The organism is Corynebacterium sp. UMB9976, assembly GCF_030212265.1.
Taxonomy (GTDB): domain Bacteria; phylum Actinomycetota; class Actinomycetes; order Mycobacteriales; family Mycobacteriaceae; genus Corynebacterium.
Genome location: NZ_JASODY010000001.1, coordinates 48,358 through 67,025 on the forward strand (window position 1 = coordinate 48,358; position 18,668 = coordinate 67,025).

Consider the following 18,668-nt stretch of genomic DNA (forward strand, 5'->3'; position numbering starts at 1 on the left):
CCAACTTCGGTGCTAGCCACCCGTCGCCTGGCGGATCTGATCAGCCATGATCACACCGGCGATGCTGAAGTAAATGATCAGGCCGGTGGCGTCCACCAACGTGGACACCACGGGCGTCGAGAAGACCGCCGGGTCCACGCCCAACTTCTTCGCGACCAGCGGCAGCACGCCACCCACGATGCAGGCCCAGGTACAGATCGCCACGATCGTCAACGAAATAGTGAACGCGACCTGCGGGTAGTACAGGAAGGCCAGAATCGGGAAGATCACCGTACCGAGGAAGACACCCAGCAGGAAGCCCACCCGAACCTCACGGCCGATGACCCGCAACACGTCCCGGGGTCTCACCTCGTTGACCGCGAGCGCACGCACCACGGAGGACGCTGCCTGCGAGCCCGCGTTACCGCCCGTACCGATCAACATCGGCACGAAGATGCTGAGCACCACCACGGCCTCGAGCACATCCTCGAAGTACTGCATCACGTTGATCGTGAGGAAGGCCGCCAGGATCAGGACGATCAGCCAGACGCCGCGCTTCTTAGCCAGCGTCATCACCGTCGCCGTCAGATAAGGCTCGTTCAGCGGTTCGGCACCACCGGCGCGGTAGGCATCCTCCGTCACCTCGGCCTCGAGGACCTCCATGGCGTCATCGACCGTGATGACGCCCAGAATGCGGTCCTCGTCGTCGACGACGGGCAGCGCCAGAAGGTCAGCCTCCTGGATCAGGCGAGCGGCGTGCTCCTGGTCGTCGTAGGCGGAGACACTGTGCTGCTCCTCCTCCAGCAACTCCCCGACCAGCGTGCCCTCGGGCGCGGTGACCAGGTCCGCGAGTTCCAGCATGCCGAGCAGCTTGCGCGACTCATCGGTCACCGCCACCGTGGCCAATGCGATCGAGTGATGCGGGCCGGCGGCGTAGCGCTTAGCGCGCGACTGCAGCTTCTCGAGGGATTCCTCCCGGGTCGCGTCCGGGGTCAACACCGTGGGCGTGGGCACCATCAGACGACCCGCGGACTCCGCCGGGTAGCCCAGCAGTCCGCTGGTCACACGTCGTTGGGAATACGGCAGGCCCTGCAGCAGGCGCGAGGCGACCTTCGCCGGCATCTCATCCAGCAGGGACGCCTGGTCGTCCGGGGCTAGACTCGCGAAGATCTCCGTGACGTGGTCGTCTCGCAGCGCCTCCAGAAGCTCGGCCTGGTGCACCGGATCCAGGTACTCGAAGACATCCAGGGCGCGGTCCTTGGGCAGCAACCGGAAGGCCACTGCCTGCTCCGCCCCGGAGAGTCGGCCAAGCTCCTCGGCCACCACAACGGACGAGCGGTCGGCGAGCCACCGGCTTACCGCGTCGAGGTCCTTATCGTCCAGCAGGTCTTCGAGAAAACGTGCGTTTGATGCCATATCAGTGGCTTCCCTTCTGGATGCTCGACCACAGTTGATAACAGGTCAGTGCGATCAGCGCGGCGCAGATCGCGGCAAAGAAGTAGTCAAGGCCAGTGCCATTACTCACGAGCCACCCGCCGAGCGCGAGCAGCACCACAAGCCGGATAACCCGGGACCACAGGAGAAATTGGGTATTCAATGGTGCTCCTAAAATTGACCGCGATCATTCTCGCGTACGTCGGGCGCGTGGGCTTTAAGGCTTCTCGAACACGAGTAGCAGGTCGATCGTTCCTTCGTCAGCGATCTTGGCCGCGACGAACTCTGGGGTCTTGATGTTGAAATCCGAACGTTTGAACGGCACCTTGCCCTGGACGACAACCTTGTCCCCCGTGCGCAGCACCTTCAGCGGCGCACTGACCTTATTCGACTCGCCGCGGAGGGTGAGCTCTCCCGTGACGTCGACCTCACCGACGGAGCCGTCCTCCGGAATACCACTCAGATCCACCGGCTCGGTGATGCTGAACTTCGCCTTCGGGTAGTCCTCCGTGTGCAGGATCGAGCGGCGGACGTTGATGTCGCGCTTCTCCACATCCGAGGAGATCCCCGCGACGCGGACCTCGACCAGGCCCTCCGTGAGGGTGCCGTCCGAGACCTGCAGGTCGCCCTTGATGTTCTCCTCCGTGCTGTTATCCGCACGTCCGGAGGTGGTCTTCTCCTGCCCTGGCAGGATCTCACGGAAGGTATAACCAGCCTGGGTGTGGTTGGCACCGGCACCAGGGACGATCACCCAGTGGCCGTCCGCTGACGTTGTTGGCTCGGGTCCGCCCTCGACGAGATCGGCGGTCTGCAAACCCCGATCAGTGAGCAGCTGATACGCGATCGGCCCAACGCCGAACAGGAATGCCGCGATAATACCGATAACACCCAGAGTGATAATTCCCTTGCGCATGGCACCCAGCCTAGTGCTAAGCAGGGAAGATTAGGAAAAGGTGCGGCTTAAGCGCGTCCCGGGGGTTGGGGGTGGTTCAGCTGCTCCGCGCGGTGCGCCAGCCGCACCAGGTCCGTAGCCATGCCGCGCAGTTCGGCGGGTTCTGCGCGCTCGTCCATCGCGGTGACGAGATCCTCCGCTGCGCAGCGGAGTTCGAAGAGCTGATCCCCCAACTCATCCCCGGTGTCCCCTGGAGTCCCCGGCCGGGTGCCCGTGGGCGTGGGTGCGTCCGCTGCCGGCTGGCTCGCACGTTGCTCGTAGGCCCGTTGGCGGCAGGACCGGCTGCAGAATTTGCGTGGCCTCCCCCGCTGCTGGCCGGGCATTTCCTCCCCGCACCATGCGCAGAACCCCGGCGTGTGGGGGAAGTCTTCGCGCGAGGTGGGGGTGCTCATGGCTAAAGATCCTAACCCTTTCGGGGAATCTGGGAACAAAACTCGCACCCGGTGCGTTATCTACATTGATGGCGCCCCGGAGGCGCCGCTAGCGAACTTCGGAAGTGAGGAACTAATGGCAGACCGCGTACTGCGAGGCAGTCGCATGGGTGCCGTGTCGTATGAAACCGACCGGGACCACGATCTCGCGCCACGTCAGATGGTGAAGTACCAGACTGAGGACGGCGAAATTTTTGAGGTCCCGTTCGCTGACGACGCCGAGATCCCGCAGGACTGGCTGTGCAAGAACGGCCAGATGGGCACCCTCGTGGAGGGCGAGGGCATCGAATCCAAGCCTGCGAAGCCACCACGTACGCACTGGGACATGCTTCTCGAGCGCCGCTCCCTGGAGGAGCTCGACGAGCTGCTGGAGGAGCGTATCGAGATGCTGCGTAAGCGCCGCCGCGAGGCGATGAAGCTGCTCAAGGAGCAGGAGAAGGCTTAAGCCCTCCCCTCGCCTCCGCACGAACAAAGGCCTGGCCACGTTATGAACGTGACCAGGCCTTTAGCGTTGCGCTATCCGATTAGCTCTGCAGCGCGCGCTCCACGGTGCCGGCGCCGATGCGTGCACCCTCGCGCATGAGCTGGCGGACCTGGTACATGCGGTGGCGGAAGCCCCAGCGGGTCACCTGAGCCATCGCCTCGCCAATGATGCGGCTGCTCATCTTGGACTCGCCGATTTCGCGCTCGGTGAAGGTGATCGGAACCTCACGAACGTCGGCGCCTTCGTTGACAGCGCGCCACGCCATGTCCACCTGGAAGACATAACCCGCGGAGTCCACGGCGTCGAGATCCATGCGCTCCAGCAGGTCGCGCTGGAAGGCGCGGTAACCGCCGGTGATATCGGACAGGCCAGCGCCCAGCGCCATGGAGGCGTAGATGTTGCCGCCACGGGAGAGGAACTTGCGGTCGGCCGGCCAGTTCACGGTCTTGCCACCCTTGACGTAGCGCGAACCCAGGACGAGCTCGGCTCCGTCGTCGATCTTGTCCAGCAGCAGGTGGAGCTGCTCCGGGGCGTGGGACCCGTCGGCGTCCATCTCGCAGAGAACCTCATAGCCGTTCTCGATGCCCCACTTGAAACCGGCCAGGTAAGCCCCGCCGAGGCCGCCCTTGCCCTCGCGGTGCAGTACGTGGATGCGGGAATCGTCCTTGGACATCTGATCCGCCAGATCTCCGGTGCCGTCCGGCGAGTTGTCGTCGACGACGAGAACGTTCACGCGCTCCGGCTCGGCCTCCAACAGGCGGCGCGTGATGATCGGGAGGTTATCGCGCTCGTTGAAAGTCGGGATGATGACGAGAGTCTTATCGCTGAGCTTCTTCATAATGTGATTAGTTTATCTGCTTTTCTTGCGCCGTGTGGGCCGAGACGCGAGGAAGGCCCCGATTATCCCCAAAACACCCGCCGCAGCCAGCCCGAGCTCCACCCAGGGCCCCACCTTTACGGACGGCGTGATGCCATCGCGCAGCGGAATATCGGCCTGCAGGATATCCGGGCGGAACAGCCGACTCTGGGCCACCACTTCCCCATCCGGCATGACGATCGCCGAGACCCCGGAGGTCGCAGCAACCACGACCGCCCGGTCCGTCTCGATCGCCCGCATCCGGCTCATCGCGAGCTGCTGGTAGCTCATGTCCGTGAAGCCGAAGGTGGCGTTATTCGTTGGGCTAGCCAGGAACTGCGCACCATGACGCACCGCGTCGCGGGCACTGGCGTCGAAAGAGATCTCGTAGCAGGTGGACACACCCACGAGGACGTCCCCGCGTGCAGCGGGCATCCGCACCACGCCGGGCCCGTCGCCAGGGACGAAGTTGCCCGCTCGCTCGACGTTTTCGTTGACGTGCTTGAGAACCTCTCGAAAGGGCATGTACTCGCCGAAGGGCTGGAGGAACTTCTTTACGTGCTTCTCCCCCGGCCCCGGCTCGCTGCTGGTGGCCGGGCCCCAGGTGAGCATCGTGTTTTCATTTCCGATGACGGTGCCCACCATCACCGGAGCGTTGACTGCCGTGACCGCCGAATCGATGGCGGCGTGGGCATCCGGGTCCTTAAACGGGTTCACATCGGAGGAGTTCTCCGGCCAGATCACCACGTCAGGCTGCGGTGCCTCGCCGGTCGCGACCGAGTCTGCGAGCTCGTGGGTGCGCTGCACGTGGTTGTTCAGCACGGCGCGGCGCTGGGCCGCGAAGTCCAAGCCAGCTCGGGGGACGTTGCCCTGGATTGAGGCGACGTTGACCTGACCCGCGGTGGGATCCTGGCTAAAACTCGAGCCGTAGATGACGGAGGCCAGCAGCACGACAGCCACTACTCCCGCGTACTGCAGGCGGACCTTCGGGGCGACCGCAGCCCGGCTCTTATACGGCGGACGGGCTGCCAAGTAGATCAATCCGCCGAGCAAGACGACCAGGAAACTCACGAACGCGGAGCCACCAAGGCGGATATCGGCGGCCAGCGGCCCGGAAACCTGGCCCCACGCCAGCCGACCCCAACCGAAGCCCCCGAACGGCCAGTGGGAACGGAACCCCTCGACGGCGACGAAGAACGCCGCCGCGCCCACGATGCTGCGCCAGTTCCAGGTTCCGTTGCCCCAGCGCAGCAACCAGCGAGCTCCGAGGCCAAAAAGCAAGGCATAGAGCGCCTGAACGATGGCGAGCGCGATCCACGCCGAGGCGCCGACGAACTCCCCGATCCAGGGCAGCAGAAAACCATACGTAGCCAGCGAGTTGAGGAAGGCGAGCGAGACTGCGTGCCGTTGCGTGATAACGGCGAAGAAGAGCGCGTAGCCCAAGGGGGCTGCCCACCACAGCCCGGTAGGCTCGTAGGAGGCGAAGACCATAAAGCCCGCAAAAAGGGCTCCCACCACCCGCCACGGCGAGGGAAGGTTAGCGAGCCACTGCTTCATCGGGCGTTATTGGTCCCGGCAGGACCCTCGTCCCCGAACTCCTCGCTGCGGTGGTCGATGACCTCGCCCCAGCCTGGAATGTTGCGCACCTGCGGGTCGCTGGCGCGAGAGGACATGATGAAGGACGCTCCTCCCAGGCGGGTGACCTTCGCTCGCAGAGCGGTTCCCATGGAACGTCGGGCGATCGAGCGGGTCGGCGGCAGCATGAACAGAATGCCCACGACCCCCGTCACCACGCCCGGCAGGGCGACCAGCAGAGCACCGAACGCAGAGAGCGCTGCGTCACCGGTCAGCTTTCCTGGCGACCTGCGGCTACGCAGCACGCGCACCGTCAGCGCGCGCATCTGCCAGGCGGCGATCGCGACACCGAGGATGAACAGCCCCAGGTACAGCAGGATCGTCCAGCCGAAGCCGAGCCACTTGCCCAGCAGAATAAAGGCCAACAGCTCCACGACCACGTAGAGGAAGAAGCTCCTGCGCATAAGTTTTCCGTGTCCTCCTAAAGACAATCAGCGCACCAGCGGCATGCGGTACCTGATAGCACTAACGCTGCAGCGGTGTTAGAGATTCCATCGTAGTCCCGACGGTGGCAAAAGTGCTCTAACGCGGCGCGAGCCGCCACAGCCAACGCGGCACCAGCTGCATCACCGTAGCCAGCACGCGGAGCTTGCCCGGAATCCACACGTCGTCGCGGTTGCCTTCCAGGGCCTCCACGGTGGCCTTCGCAACCACGTCAGGGGTGGAGGACATCGGTGCAGGATCCATCCCCTCGGTCATCCGTCCGATGACGAAGCCGGGGCGCACGACCATCAGCCGCACCCCGCTGCCCCGCAGGGCGTCCTGCATCCCCTGGGCGAACCCATCCAGGCCGGCCTTCGCGGAACCGTAGACGTAGTTCGGGCGGCGCACCCGGGCACCGGCGATCGAGGAATACGCCACCAGCGTGCCCGTGCCGCGGCGCTTCATCCGCTGGGATAGTTCCGTGAGCAGCACGGCCTGCGCGGTGAAGTCGGTGTGCAGCACCCGGTAGACCTCAGCACCGTCCTCCTCCGCGAGCTGCTGGTCTCCCAGCACCCCGAACATGGCGAAGGCGGTGTCGATTGGCCCGCAGTCCGCCTCCATCTCATCGATGACGCCGCTGTGGCTCGCGGTATCTGCCGCGTCGAAGAAGTAGGTCTCCACCCGCCGTGCGTCCAAGCCGCGTAGCTCCTCGGCCAGGGTGTCCAGCGCTTCAGGCCGGCGTCCTGCCAAAAGGAAGGACTGCCCCGGTGCCAGCAGGCGCGCGATGTGCTCGCCGATCTCGCTGGTGGCGCCGAAAATGGCGATATTAGACATCGATAGCCACAACCCCTCGTTGCATCGCGTCCACGGCCTTACGCGCGGACTTCCTCACGTCGTTGGAATAACCGGTCATCTTGATCTGATCCAGCAGGTCCTTCACCCGACCACAGGCGCGGACGAAATCGCCCGGGGTCAGCACTGCCCCCGAGGCCTCCGCGGCCTGCAGGCAGTACTCCAGCGGTGCCCCGGCCACCCACTGGTGCACCGCCGTGGCGAAGCCCAGCTGGGGCTCCCGGGTGGCGGTCAGGCGGTGGCGTTCCTCGTCGCTGACCAGCTCCTTGTACACGCGCAGCGTGTGAGCCACCGCCTCCTCCAGCGCATCGGTCGGAAGCTGGGTGCGCTCGGTGGATTCCCGACGGTTCTCAAACACGCAGGCACTCACCGCAGCGGCCAGCTCGGCCGGGTCGAGGTCATCCCACAGCCCGCGGCGGAGGCACTGGGCCACCAGCAGATCGGATTCGTGGTGAATCCGGGCCAATTTCTCACCTTCTTCGGTGACCTTCGCCGCCGGGGTACCACCCTCAGCCGTCCAGGTTTCCACGTAGCCCAGCTCCTCGAGCAGCGCGATGATCCGGTCGAAGGTGGCGGTCAGCGAGTCCCCTGGCTGCTCGGACTCCTGCTTCTGGTACTCCCAGCGTCGGCCGGCCTTCAGCACCGACTGCGCCTTCTTCGCCAGCTCCTCGCGCTCCGCCCAGGCATGCACCGGGTGGACATGCAGCTGATTGCGCAGCTCCGCGGCCTTCTTCGAACCCCCGCGGGCGTGCGGGCGGATCTTCTTCGGCTTATCCAGGTGCATGCGCCGGAGCTGGGAGGCCACAGCCCGAGCGTGGCGCTTCGGCGCGCGCTCCACGCCTCGGTGAATCCTCATGTGACCGATGATCACCGGGGTGTTACGGAACATGTCGGCAGCGACGCGCTCCACCCAGCCGTCGTCGAGAACCAAGGTGGGGCGCGGATTGCGACCCGAATCAGAACGGACGACCACCGCGGTCACCGGGTTCTTACCCGTCGGCAGGGCGAGCACATCACCCACATTGATCGTGCGCAGCAAGTGTTCGACCTCTTGCTGGCGCTCGAGGGCGGCATCCCGCTTGGCTCGCCGCTCCTCGTGGGAGAGCGTGCGCCGCAGCTCCGCGTAATCCAAGACCTGCTCGGTGAGCTCGGCGGCGTCGGCCCGCTGTGCGGCCTCGGTGCGCCCCACCAGGGCCTCCAGTTCTGCGCGCTCCCGGTCGAAGTCCTGCCGCCGCAGCTCGACGGCGTGCGCGCGCTCCACGATCGTGTCATTGGCCTGGTACTGGGCGAAGGAACGCTCCAGGATCCGGTGGGCCTCGGCCCAACCCTTGGTGGCGATGAGGTTGACCGCCATGTTGTAGCCCGGCCGGAACGTCGAATCCAGCGGGTACGTCCGGGCCGAGGCCAGCGCTGCCACCGCATAGGGGTCGACCTGGGGGCTCCACAGCACCACGGCGTTGCCCACCGTGTCGATGCCGCGGCGCCCCGCGCGCCCCGTTAACTGCGTGTACTGGCCCGGGGTCAGCTCCGCGTGAGCCTCCCCGTTGAACTTCGTCATCTTCTCCAGCACCACCGTGCGCGCGGGCATGTTGATGCCCAGCGCCAGGGTTTCGGTGGCGAAGCAGACCTTCAGCAGCCCACGGCTAAACAGCTTCTCCACGATGTGCCGGAAGGCCGGCAGCATCCCGGCGTGGTGCGCCCCGAAGCCCCGCATCAAGGCCCGGCGCCACTGGCGGAAGCCCAGCATGTGCAGATCCGCGGCCTCCAGCCCCGCAACGCCCTCGTCGATAATGTCGCCGATCTCCCGGGCCTCATCGGGGGTGGTGAGCTCCACCTTCCGGATCAGCAGCTGCTGCACCGCCTTATCGCAGCCGATGCGGGAGAAGATGAAGTAGATCGCCGGCAGCATCTTCGCCTGCTCCAGGTGGCGCACCACGTCCTCGCGCCGGGGGCCACGTTGATTGCCATAGGCCTCGGCCTTCCCCACGGCAGAAAGCAGGGAGCGGTTGATCGCGCCGGGGTGGTCCTCCCCCGCCAGGTGCTCGGCGTTCTTGCTGAACAGCCGCATGATCTTGGAGCCGACCATCATGTACTGGGTCAGCGGGACGGGGCGCTTATCGGTGACGATGATGTCCGTCTCGCCCCGCAGGGTGCGCAGCCAGCCGCCGAACTCCTCCACGTTGGAGACTGTCGCCGAGAGCGACACCAGGGTTACGCTGTGGTCCAGGTTGAGGATCGTCTCCTCCCACACCGGCCCGCGCCACCGGTCGGCTAGGAAGTGGACCTCGTCCATCACCACGTGGGTGAGGCTGGCCAGCCGATCCGAGTCCGCGTAGATCATGTTGCGCAGGACCTCGGTGGTCATGACGACGATCGGCGCATCCGGGTTGAGGGTGACGTCGCCGGTGAGCAGCCCGACATTCTCCTCGCCGTAGCTGGCGCACAGGTCGTGGTATTTCTGGTTGCTCAGTGCCTTGATCGGCGTGGTGTAAAAGCAGGCCCCGCCACCGTGGAAGGCCATGTAGACCGCGAATTCGCCGACGATCGTCTTTCCGGCACCGGTCGGTGCTCCCACGAGGACTCCCCTGCCCTCGGCGATCGCAGCGGCTGCGTCGAGCTGGAATTCATCGAGTTCGAAGTCGTATTCCTTCCGGAACTCTTCGACCAGCGTGGGGTAGTTTTTTGCATTGCACGTAGCGCTGTTAGCCATATGTGTACCGAGTCTATCCGCTCGCTGTTGCTCACGCGTGTCAGGACGTCGGTTCGGGCGGTCGCTCAAGCCTCGGCTCGCCACCCATTGAGGTGGGGTGGTGTTTAAACGTCCTCGTCGAAGATCTCGGCGTAGTTGAAGGAGTTCCGCCGTCCCATGCCAGGGTCCGCCGGTGCCTGACCCGCGATTCCTTGGGAGGCCCTGACCGGCTCGGCCCGTTCGACTGCCTCTGCGGGAGCGACCGCGCCGGAGGGGCGAATCTCGGAACCAGGGGCGTCTGCCGCCTGGGCCTGCCGCTTATCCCGGCGCTTATCGTTGAAACGGATGATCAGGTAGGCGATCTCCATCATCAGGGTCAGCGCGCAGCCGAGTGCCAGCATGGAGAACGGGTCAGCCGGGGTCACGAAGGCCGCGAAGACGAACAGACCGACGATGATGTAGCGGCGCTTCGTCTTGATGCTGTCGTAGCGCAGCAGCCCCGCGAAGCTCAGCAGCACCGTGAACAACGGCAGCTCGAAGCTCACACCAAAGACGAGCAAGAGGATGAGGACGAAGCTGAAATACTCGCTGCCCTTGAGCGCGGTGATCTGGGCCTCTTCGCCAACCGTGAGGAGGAAGTGCAGGCCGTGGTGCAGGACCAGGTAGGCCAGCGCGGCGCCGAAGAAGAAAAAGAGTGTCGCGATCAGCGAGACCGAGACCGCCCAGCGGCGCTCATTCTTCTTCAGCCCCGGGGTGATGAAGCCCCAGATCTGGCCGATCCACACCGGTGCGGAGAGCACGATGCCGGCGATGAAACCGACTTTCAAGCGCAGCAGGAACATCTCGAAGGGGCCGGTGGCCAGCAGGCGGCACTCCCCGGTCGCGGCACCGAAGCGCACCTCGGAAGGGAGTTTGCAATAGGGCTCGCGGAGGATTTCGCCCAGGCTACGCAGCGGACCCACGTTGGTGCCGTACCAGAGGTAGCCCAGGATCGTGCCGATCAGGATGGCGATGACCGCGATAATGAGGCGGCGGCGCAGCTCCTGAATATGCTCGACGATGCTCATCGCGCCGTCGCTTGGGCGCTGGTTGGCACGGCGAAAAGCCCGGCGACGGGGCCGCTGGGCTGTGCGTGCTGCCTGAGGGGTGTTACTCATGCGGAAAAGCGAAAACGCGCCGAAGGTGGGCGCGATTTTCTACCTAGTTGCTGTTCTGATTCTGCTGCTGCGCTGGATTGACCTCCTGCGCCGGATTGGGCTGCGGCGCACGCTGCTGCTCGATGGCCTCCTGCCCGTTCTGCTCTGGATTATCGGTGCGCATCTCGTCCATCTCGGACTTGAAGATGCGCATTGAACGGCCGAGGGAACGGGCGGCGTTCGGCAGGCGGGATGCGCCGAACACGAGAAGGACAACCAGCAACAGGATGAGGATGTGGCTACCAGAGAGCATGAAGGTTTTTGCCTTTCAGGACCTGCGTTAAAAATCTCAGCCTTCAGCTTACATCGGGGAAACGGTCCCGATAAACCCCCAGCCCCGCTTCCGCGCGTCGCGCGACGCGTCCGGCGAGGCCCGGGGTCGAGAGTTCCGCGACCTGTCCGGCATGGGCGATCAGGAAGCGCTCCAGCCAGGCCCCGGTGTCCGGCATCGTCACCGCGGTGCTCCGGCTCTCGGGGCTGGTCGTAACGGAGGTGGCTTCGGTTCGGGCGTCTTCGCTCACGCCACCGTCTCCTGCGTCGGCGTCCTGCCACAGTGGGAAGTACTCCAGCATCCACAGGGCGGAGTCGTGTAGGCGGAAGTGGGCCCAATCGGCGGCCGCACCGAAGTCGAAGGGATCGGTGGCATCGACGGAGCTGGCCAATCGCGCCGGTGCGGAGTCCGCCTCCCCGAGCGTGACCTCACTCATGCGGGAAACCCGGAAGTTCTTTGGGCTCTCGTCCACCACGCCTGCGTCATCGAGGCTGCGCGCCAATAGATAGGCGTTGCCCGCGATCATGCGGATCGCGTCCGGCACCAGGCGGCGGCTACTGCGCTGATCGCGGCTGAGAGTGAGGTACTCGCAGTCCACGACACACCTCTCCGCGAGTGCGGTGCGCAGCAGGTCCAAGGTGGACTCCACAGTGTTCTCCGGGGATTTGGTCCGGGGTTGCGCAGCCGTTTCCTGGTGCTCCGGGGTGATGGTGCCGACGTGAGAGGGCCCGGCATCGGTGCCCGTCGAAGGCTGGTTGGCCGCGCCTTGCTTTCCCTCCAGGAGGCCACGCAGCTTCTCGGTCACCGAGTCCACGGCTTCCCGTTGCTCGGCGGGGACGGCGTCCCGGACCGCTTCCAGGTTGAGCAGCAAGGCGCCGGCCTCCACGGTGCTCAGCCGCACCGGGCCGTCCAACCCGGCGGTGAACTGCGCCTCTGCGGTGGTGCGGTCCATCGCGATCTCAACCAGCGAGCCCGGGTAATAGCCCGGCAGCCCGCACATGCTCAGTTGCTTGAGCTCGTGCTGGATCTGGGCCACGCTGAGCCCCAGGTCGCGGGAGGCCCGCATGAAGGAGCCACGCGGGTGGGCCTGGAACCAGGCCAGCACCGAAAGCGTCTGGGCGAACTGCTGGGCCACAAGGTTGACCGGCGGCGCCTGGACGTCGGCCGGTTCGTCCTCGTCCAGGGCCTGACCGGGGGCATCGGCTTCCGCGAAATCTGGGTCTTGCTCGTCCACCGCTGAACCGCCATCCAAGGTCGCGGTGTGAGCGTCCGGAGCCTGCGTGGCTGAGATCTGTTCCTGGGTGCCCAACTGCTGGGCGCGCTGCAGAAGGTCGAGGACCTCAACGACGAGCTGCTGGGGCTCCAGCAGCACCGCATCCGGGGCGTAGCTCGCCGCCGTCTGCACTAGCCAATCCCGATCCACCGGCCCGACCGTCCCCACTCGTCCGTCGGGCGTATCGCGGAGCTCGTGGGCCATGTCCTGAATCTCGATGGCCCCCTCCCCCGTGAACAGCACGCTAGCTGTGACCTTCGTCTGGTGCCCTTCCAACCCGCGGCGAATCAACTCGCCGGCCGGCACCGGCTGACCGGTCGCGGGGTCGGTGGGCGCCGGGTGCTCGACGAACTGCGCCTCCGCCCGAACATCGGAGAGCCTGGCCAGGCGGAAGGTGCGCTGGGCACCCCGGTCAACGTCGAAGCCCGTGACATACAGACGGCCCTCGACACCGGCGACCGCCCACGGATCCAGTGTGCGCTGCTCCGGTTCAACCAAGTAGGCCGGGTAGTACCAGAAGGTCATCCGCAGCCCGCGCTGTGTGGCGCGGAAAATAGCGTCGACGCTGCGCGGATCCAGCTCCACCATGTCGGGAACGGGCTGCACCACGGCGGCATCGTCGACCCTGCTGAGCCCCGCGCCGGCGAGCTTCAGCTGCGCCTGCGCCGTTGGGCCAGCCATCGCGGAGTCCACCGGTTGGCGTGCCCACTGCGTGGCGGTCGCCAACACCTGCAGCTCGGCTTCCGAGAGGTCCAGGTCCGGGAGGAAGACCTGCTCGGGGCGCAGCAGCCAGTAGTCCTGACCTTCCCGGCTTTCGTGGCTCAGCTGGATCCCCAGCTGGCGCAGCGACTCCCGGTCCCTGTGGAACACGCGTTCCCGGGACTTGAGCTGCCCCGAATAGCCCTCGATATTCTCAACGACCCAGGCGGTCGGCCGGGGGCTTGGGGCGTTGAGCAGGCCGATGACCAGGTTGAATAGCCTGCTCGCGCCCTGCTGCCAGGTCACCTTCACTGGCCGGTTGCGGGACCCGGCACTGCCGGGCTTTCGTGGACCCACCATCAGTGCTTAACCCCGTGCGGGCGCGTCGGCACCGCCGAGATCGGCCATGCTGGCGATCATCTCGTCTACTTGCGGATCCGTGGCCGCGAACGGGTCCGGGAGCGCGACCTCGCTGCCGAATTCGCCGTTGATCTTCAGCCGCATCCAGTCCACGGTCGTGGCGCAGCCGTGCTCCCGCGCGGCGGCGAGGAAGCGTCCGCGCAGCGCCGCGCGAGTCGTCGTCGGAGCCTGGTCCATCGCCTCGCGGATCTGCTCCTCGCTCAGGATCGAGGCGGCCTGGCCGCGGCGCTTCAGCACGTTGAACAGCCCACGGGTGGGGTGAATATCGTGATAGCGCAGGTCAATCTGAGCCAGCCGCGGATCGGTCAACTCCAGCCCGTGGCGGGAGGCCATGCCATCCAGCAGCTTCTTCTTGATCACCCAGTCGATCTCGGTGTCCACCGGGGAGAAATCCCCGGTCTCGAAGCAGTCCAGGACACGACCCCACAACTCCACCACGGGCTCGAGCTGCTCGCGCGGGGTGCCCAGCCAACGCCCGTCGACGCACTCTGGTTCTGGGCGGCGCTCCAGCCACTGCACCGCAGCGGCGTGGAAGGTGCGCTGCATCTCCAGGGGGGTGGCAGTCTCGCCGCTGCGCAGCTTGACCTCGGTGAGCCCCGTGAAGTCCCGGGCAATATCCCGAATGGCGCGGATCTCGTTGGCCAGCTCGTAGTTCGGCAGCTCCACGCCCGCCTCGATCATCTCGAGGACCAGCAGCGCGGAACCGATCTTCAGCGCGGTGGTGGTCTCGGACATGTTCGAGTCCCCCACGATCACGTGCAGGCGGCGGTACTTTGAGGAGTCCGCGTGCGGCTCATCACGGGTGTTGATGATCGGCCGGGAACGGGTGGTGGCACTCGAAATGCCCTCCCACATGTAGTCCGCCCGCTGGCTCATCATGAACCCGGCTTCGAAGTTCTCGTTCGGGGCGCCCGGGCTCGGGATCGTGAGCTTGCCCGCCCCGCAGATCAGCTGGCGGGTCACCAGGAAGGGCAGCAGCTGGGAGGACAGGTGCTTGAGCAGCACATTCCGGCTGATCAGGTAGTTCTCGTGGCAGCCGTAGGAGTTGCCCATCGAGTCGGTGTTGTTCTTCAGGAGGAAGACGTGCCCGCCGACACCGTTGCCGGCCAGCTCTTCTTCAGCGCGGCTCGCCAGTTGCTGGACGAGCTCGTCGCCCGCGCGATCGTAGGCGAGCAACTGGTGCAGGCTATCGCACTCCGCGGTCGCGATCTCCGGGTGCGCGCCCACATCCAGGTACAGCCGCGAGGCGTTCTCGGTGAAGATATTGGAGCTGCGGTGCTTCTCCACGATGGGAGAAAACAGCAGACGGGAGACTTCATCGGGCCCCAGGCGGCGGGTGCCGTCGAGGACGTTCGTGATGCCGTACTCGGTCTCCAGCCCCATGATGCGGCGGACGTAGACGGGGTTCTCCGCAGCTGCCTGCTCCGTTGGTGTCGCTTCTCCGGTCACCGGGCTCACTGTCCGCCCTTCTGGACGTAGGAGCGGACGAATTCCTCGGCGTTGGTCTCCAGCAGTCCGTCGATTTCGTCCAGGAGGTCGTCCGTCCCGGTGACGTTGACCTGCTGGGTGCCCGAACCCTGCTGTGGGGCGTCGTTGTTTTCGGCGTCGTCGCCGCCCCCGCCGCCGAAGACCTGCTGCTGAGCGTTTGCCATGCCTATCTCCTCAAACGTTGATTAGTTGAACTTCACATTACCTGGGCTCCCAGGCGCGTTCGGCGCTAGCCCACGCCCATCACGCGCTCGGGCAGAGCGGCGATCAGCGCGGCAGCCACCTCCGAGAACTCCGGGGCCTGGCCCGGCTTGGCCTCCGCGAGATCCTCGAGCACGGTGCCCGCGAAGCTGTCGGCCGTGGCCTGCAGCGGCTCGGGCAGCCCCACGCGCAGCGCCGGGTGCCCATCGTGCGGATGATCCAGGACGACGCTATCCCAGTTCGCGGCCAGGATCTTGGGCGCGTAGTGCTTCACCAGTGCCCCGCGCAGCCAGGCCCGCGTGCCCCGCGGCGGGGTGTCGACGGCCGCGGTGATCTCGGCGTCGTCGACCAGCGTGCGCATCTTCCCGCGGGCGACGAGCGCGTGGTGCAGCCCGCGGGCCGGGTCGATGTCGTGGTACTGGATATCGATCAGCGCCATCCGCGGATCCGACCACTCCAGCCCCCGGGCGCGGTAGCCGCGCAGCAGCGCGTACTTCGCCGTCCAGTCGAGCCGGTCGGCGGTGCGCAGCGGATCAGCTTCCAGGTCGTCCAGGATCTCCTCCCACAGCGCCAGCACTCGCTGCTCGTCGGTGGTGAGCTTTCCTGCCGGTTCGAGGGCGGCGATGACCTTCTCGCGGATCCTGCGCTGCAGCTCGATCGCGGTGGCGGTGGTGTTTCCGTAGAGCCGCAGCGGGGTTGTCAACTCCAGATCGCGGGAGACCCGGCGGACATCCTCGACCGGTTCGATGAGAACGATGTCGCTGAAATCGGCGCCCGCCTCGACGGCCTTGAGAACCAGCGCGGTGGTGCCGAAGCGCAGGTAGGTCGCGAACTGGCTCAAGTTCGCATCGCCGATGATCACGTGGAGGCGGCGCCAATCATCCGCGGTGGCGTGGGGCTCGTCGCGGGTATTGACGATGCCGCGGTTCAGGGTGGTCTCCAGGGAGACTTCGGTCTCGATGTAATCGGCGCGCTGGGAGATCTGGAAGCCGGGCTGCTCCCCTGCCTGCCCGAGCCCCACGCGGCCCGCGCCGGCGTAGATCTGGCGGGTCACGAAGTGCGGGATCAGCGCCTGGTGCACGTCCTCGACGTTGAGGCTGCGCGGGTAGAGATAATTTTCGTGGGCGCCATAGGACGCGCCCTTGCCGTCCACGTTGTTCTTGTAGATCTTCAGCTCCGGCTGGCCCTCGACCTGCCCCGCTGCCTGCGCAGCCGCGTGCATGACCCGGTCGCCGGCCTGATCCCAAACCACCAGGTCATAGGCGCAGGTGACCTCAGGCGAGGAGTACTCCGGGTGGGCGTGGTCCACGTAGAAACGCGCACCCGCCGGGGTGATGACGTTCGCGATGCCCACCGCGTTGGGGTCATAGCTAGGGGCCGCGCCGGAACGGTAGCGGCGCAGGTCGAAGCCACGAGCGTCGCGCAGCGGGGACTCGGAGTCATAGTCCCAGCGGGTCCGGCGGTTCACGCCCTGCCCGGAGACCTCCGCGTAGGCGACGACCGCCTGCGTGCTCGTGTACACGGGACTGGCTTCCGGGGCGTCGACGGCGACGATGCCGAACTCCGTCTCGGAGCCGAGCACGTAGCCGGTGGCCTCGTTATCCTTCTGCGCGTTCACCAGGGTTTTCCTTCCAGGAGTCGAAAGTGTTGTCTCGTCGGGCTTGGTTCTCTAGTCCGCCAGGGTGATGTCCACGACCCGGCCGGTGGCGTGCCCGGAGATTCTCGCCCATTCCGTGGGGTTGGTTGTGTCCGGCAGGTTTTCGCTGTCGTTGATCTCCGCCGTGATGGCATCGAGGACGTCCGCGGTACTCAGCCCGCCCTCGGCGGCAGCCTCGCTCGTGCTTGCGGTCTGCGACAGGGCGCGCTTGATCGCGAAGGTCTTCGCGCGGTCGACGATATTGGCCAGCATCGCGCCGGAGACGAAGTCTGCCCAGTACAGGTCCTTGGTCTGGCCATCCGCCAGGTGGAGGGTCACGTAGCGGTGCGCGGCATCCCGGCGGAAGAGCTCCTCAGCGATGGTGCGACACAGCGCGGCCGCGGCCTCCTCCTTGCCGCCGTGCTCCGCCACCAGGTCCGCGGACAGCGGTAGGGAGGCGTCGATGTGCTTGGACAGGATGTCCAGGGCGGCCTCCTGGTCGGGGCGGTCCACCCGGATCTTCACGTCCAGGCGGCCCGGGCGCAGGATGGCGGGGTCGATGAGCTCCTCGCGGTTCGAGGCGCCGATGACGATGACGTTATCCAGTCCCTCCACGCCGTCCAGCTCGGAGAGCAGCTGCGGGACGACCGTGGACTCCATGTCCGAGGACACTCCGGTGCCACGGGTGCGGAAGATGGCCTCCATCTCGTCAAAGAAGACGATCACCGGCTTACCGGCGTGCGCGATCTTGCGGGCGCGCTCGAAGATCTGCCGGATCTGGCGTTCCGTCTCACCGACGAACTTATTCAGCAGCTCCGGGCCCTTGACGTTGAGGAAGTAGGAATCCGCAAAGCGGGACGCCTTGTCGCTGGAGCCCATGGACTTCGACAGCGAGTTGGCCACTGCCTTGGCGATGAGCGTCTTGCCGTTGCCGGGCGGGCCGTAGAGCAGCACGCCCTTCGGTGGGCGCAGCCCGTAGTGCCGGTAAATCTCCGGGTGCAGGAAGGGCAGCTCCACCGCGTCCCGGATCTGCTCGATCTGATTGCTCAACCCGCCGATGTTTTCGTAGCTGACGTCCGGGACCTCCTCCAGCACCAGGGAGGTGACCTCGGCCCGGGGGATCATGTCGAAGGCCCAGCCGCTGCGGCGGTCGACGACCACGCTATCGCCGGTGGTGAGCTCCCGGTTCGTGATCAGGGACTGCAGCGGGCGGGCAGCCTTGACGATCGACTCCTCCCCCAGCTTGTCCGCGATGATCAGACGATCACCGACGACCTCGACGACCGCGGCGACGTCGCCAGAATCAGCGAAGCCGGTGACCTCCACGACCTGGAGGTTCTCCCCCAGCCGCACTGTCGCCCCGGGCTGCAGATCCATCCGGTCCAGCAGCGGGGAGACAGCCAGGCGCATGTGGCGGTTCGAGGTGAAGACCTCCGCGGTCTTCCCAGTGCCGTTGAGCTGCAGCAGCGTGCCGTAGGTACTCGGCGGCTCCGCCATATCCGCCAGGCGGGAATTAATCTCAGCCAGCTTCTCGCGGGAAGCCTTCAGCGCCTCGGTGAGCTTCTCGTTCTGGGCTCCCAACCGATGATTGGCCAGCCGCAATTCGCGGGCGGTGGGCGAAGGCTGATCGGAAGGATTCTGCGCAGTCATGCCATCAATCCTACTGAAGGTCCCGCAGCCCAAAACCTGCCGGTAGGCCTAGCGGCGAGGCTACCGGGACGGGCGCCCCGGCAGCCGTACTCGGATCGC

The 18,668-nt window shown here is 66.0% G+C and carries 17 protein-coding genes; 1 reads left to right on the plus strand and 16 read right to left on the minus strand.

From position 1 onward, the window contains the following. Positions 1-12: 12 nt before the first annotated feature. The 4 genes from mgtE to QP140_RS00235 are packed head-to-tail and all read right to left on the minus strand — an operon-like array spanning position 13 to position 2,757. On the minus strand, positions 13-1,395 hold the full coding sequence (gene mgtE, locus QP140_RS00220; RefSeq protein WP_070759117.1) for a magnesium transporter: 1,383 nt from the start codon (positions 1,393-1,395) through the stop codon (positions 13-15). 1 nt (position 1,396) lies between these two features. Further along, positions 1,397-1,576, minus strand: a complete 180-nt coding sequence (locus QP140_RS00225; protein WP_070759116.1) for a hypothetical protein — start codon at positions 1,574-1,576, stop codon at positions 1,397-1,399. Between the two features lie 54 nt (positions 1,577-1,630). Then, a complete protein-coding gene (locus QP140_RS00230; RefSeq protein WP_070759115.1) occupies positions 1,631-2,326 on the minus strand; it encodes a YceI family protein in 696 nt (231 codons plus the stop codon). Positions 2,327-2,373: 47 nt separating this feature from the next. Then, positions 2,374-2,757, minus strand: coding sequence for a hypothetical protein (locus QP140_RS00235; RefSeq protein WP_284757411.1), 384 nt, complete (start codon positions 2,755-2,757; stop codon positions 2,374-2,376). 115 nt (positions 2,758-2,872) lie between these two features. Between QP140_RS00235 and QP140_RS00240 the strand changes: the two genes are divergently transcribed. Next, positions 2,873-3,241 (plus strand): RNA polymerase-binding protein RbpA, encoded by a 369-nt coding sequence (locus QP140_RS00240; RefSeq protein WP_168167047.1) that lies wholly within the window; start codon positions 2,873-2,875, stop codon positions 3,239-3,241. A 79-nt stretch (positions 3,242-3,320) separates the two neighbouring features. On the opposite strand, the gene QP140_RS00245 is transcribed toward QP140_RS00240, so the two are convergent. The 12 genes from QP140_RS00245 to arc all read right to left on the minus strand — a co-directional run bounded on the left by QP140_RS00245 (position 3,321) and on the right by arc (position 18,569). Then, complete coding sequence (locus QP140_RS00245; RefSeq protein ID WP_070759112.1) at positions 3,321-4,118, minus strand: polyprenol monophosphomannose synthase; 798 nt, start codon at positions 4,116-4,118, stop codon at positions 3,321-3,323. 12 nt (positions 4,119-4,130) lie between these two features. Then, positions 4,131-5,693: an apolipoprotein N-acyltransferase gene (gene lnt, locus QP140_RS00250; protein ID WP_284757413.1), complete on the minus strand. Its 1,563-nt coding sequence runs from the start codon at positions 5,691-5,693 to the stop codon at positions 4,131-4,133. Further along, positions 5,690-6,175, minus strand: coding sequence for an FxsA family protein (locus tag QP140_RS00255; RefSeq protein ID WP_284757414.1), 486 nt, complete (start codon positions 6,173-6,175; stop codon positions 5,690-5,692). The genes lnt and QP140_RS00255 overlap by 4 nt, the downstream gene beginning before the upstream one ends. Before the next feature lie 118 nt (positions 6,176-6,293). Beyond that, positions 6,294-7,028 (minus strand): SDR family NAD(P)-dependent oxidoreductase, encoded by a 735-nt coding sequence (locus QP140_RS00260; protein WP_284757415.1) that lies wholly within the window; start codon positions 7,026-7,028, stop codon positions 6,294-6,296. Continuing rightward, positions 7,021-9,756, minus strand: coding sequence for a DEAD/DEAH box helicase (locus QP140_RS00265; RefSeq protein ID WP_284757416.1), 2,736 nt, complete (start codon positions 9,754-9,756; stop codon positions 7,021-7,023). The genes QP140_RS00260 and QP140_RS00265 overlap by 8 nt, the downstream gene beginning before the upstream one ends. 104 nt (positions 9,757-9,860) lie before the next feature. After that, a complete protein-coding gene (gene tatC, locus QP140_RS00270; protein WP_148811856.1) occupies positions 9,861-10,892 on the minus strand; it encodes a twin-arginine translocase subunit TatC in 1,032 nt (343 codons plus the stop codon). A gap of 43 nt (positions 10,893-10,935) precedes the next feature. After that, positions 10,936-11,184, minus strand: coding sequence for a Sec-independent protein translocase subunit TatA (tatA, locus tag QP140_RS00275; RefSeq protein WP_070759107.1), 249 nt, complete (start codon positions 11,182-11,184; stop codon positions 10,936-10,938). Between the two features lie 43 nt (positions 11,185-11,227). Then, positions 11,228-13,534: a WYL domain-containing protein gene (locus QP140_RS00280; RefSeq protein ID WP_284757419.1), complete on the minus strand. Its 2,307-nt coding sequence runs from the start codon at positions 13,532-13,534 to the stop codon at positions 11,228-11,230. A 6-nt stretch (positions 13,535-13,540) separates the two neighbouring features. Then, on the minus strand, positions 13,541-15,052 hold the full coding sequence (gene pafA, locus QP140_RS00285; protein ID WP_284757420.1) for a Pup--protein ligase: 1,512 nt from the start codon (positions 15,050-15,052) through the stop codon (positions 13,541-13,543). After that, positions 15,049-15,246 (minus strand): ubiquitin-like protein Pup, encoded by a 198-nt coding sequence (locus tag QP140_RS00290; protein WP_012360290.1) that lies wholly within the window; start codon positions 15,244-15,246, stop codon positions 15,049-15,051. Before QP140_RS00290 ends, pafA begins: the two co-directional genes overlap by 4 nt. A 65-nt stretch (positions 15,247-15,311) precedes the next feature. After that, positions 15,312-16,901, minus strand: coding sequence for a depupylase/deamidase Dop (gene dop, locus QP140_RS00295; RefSeq protein WP_284757423.1), 1,590 nt, complete (start codon positions 16,899-16,901; stop codon positions 15,312-15,314). Between the two features lie 51 nt (positions 16,902-16,952). Continuing rightward, positions 16,953-18,569, minus strand: coding sequence for a proteasome ATPase (gene arc, locus QP140_RS00300; protein ID WP_284757424.1), 1,617 nt, complete (start codon positions 18,567-18,569; stop codon positions 16,953-16,955). Between the last annotated feature and the right edge of the window lie 99 nt (positions 18,570-18,668).

Bases quoted from the DNA above. Each gene is read 5' to 3' on its own strand.
- QP140_RS00265 (WP_284757416.1), bottom strand. From the start codon at position 9,756: ATGGCTAACAGCGCTACGTGCAATGCAAAAAACTACCCCACGCTGGTC.
- QP140_RS00240 (WP_168167047.1), top strand. From the start codon at position 2,873: ATGGCAGACCGCGTACTGCGAGGCAGTCGCATGGGTGCCGTGTCGTAT.
- QP140_RS00255 (WP_284757414.1), bottom strand. From the start codon at position 6,175: ATGCGCAGGAGCTTCTTCCTCTACGTGGTCGTGGAGCTGTTGGCCTTT.
- QP140_RS00245 (WP_070759112.1), bottom strand. From the start codon at position 4,118: ATGAAGAAGCTCAGCGATAAGACTCTCGTCATCATCCCGACTTTCAAC.
- QP140_RS00230 (WP_070759115.1), bottom strand. From the start codon at position 2,326: ATGCGCAAGGGAATTATCACTCTGGGTGTTATCGGTATTATCGCGGCA.
- tatA (WP_070759107.1), bottom strand. From the start codon at position 11,184: ATGCTCTCTGGTAGCCACATCCTCATCCTGTTGCTGGTTGTCCTTCTC.
- arc (WP_284757424.1), bottom strand. From the start codon at position 18,569: ATGACTGCGCAGAATCCTTCCGATCAGCCTTCGCCCACCGCCCGCGAA.
- tatC (WP_148811856.1), bottom strand. From the start codon at position 10,892: ATGAGTAACACCCCTCAGGCAGCACGCACAGCCCAGCGGCCCCGTCGC.
- QP140_RS00290 (WP_012360290.1), bottom strand. From the start codon at position 15,246: ATGGCAAACGCTCAGCAGCAGGTCTTCGGCGGCGGGGGCGGCGACGAC.
- lnt (WP_284757413.1), bottom strand. From the start codon at position 5,693: ATGAAGCAGTGGCTCGCTAACCTTCCCTCGCCGTGGCGGGTGGTGGGA.
- QP140_RS00280 (WP_284757419.1), bottom strand. From the start codon at position 13,534: ATGGTGGGTCCACGAAAGCCCGGCAGTGCCGGGTCCCGCAACCGGCCA.
- QP140_RS00260 (WP_284757415.1), bottom strand. From the start codon at position 7,028: ATGTCTAATATCGCCATTTTCGGCGCCACCAGCGAGATCGGCGAGCAC.
- QP140_RS00235 (WP_284757411.1), bottom strand. From the start codon at position 2,757: ATGAGCACCCCCACCTCGCGCGAAGACTTCCCCCACACGCCGGGGTTC.
- mgtE (WP_070759117.1), bottom strand. From the start codon at position 1,395: ATGGCATCAAACGCACGTTTTCTCGAAGACCTGCTGGACGATAAGGAC.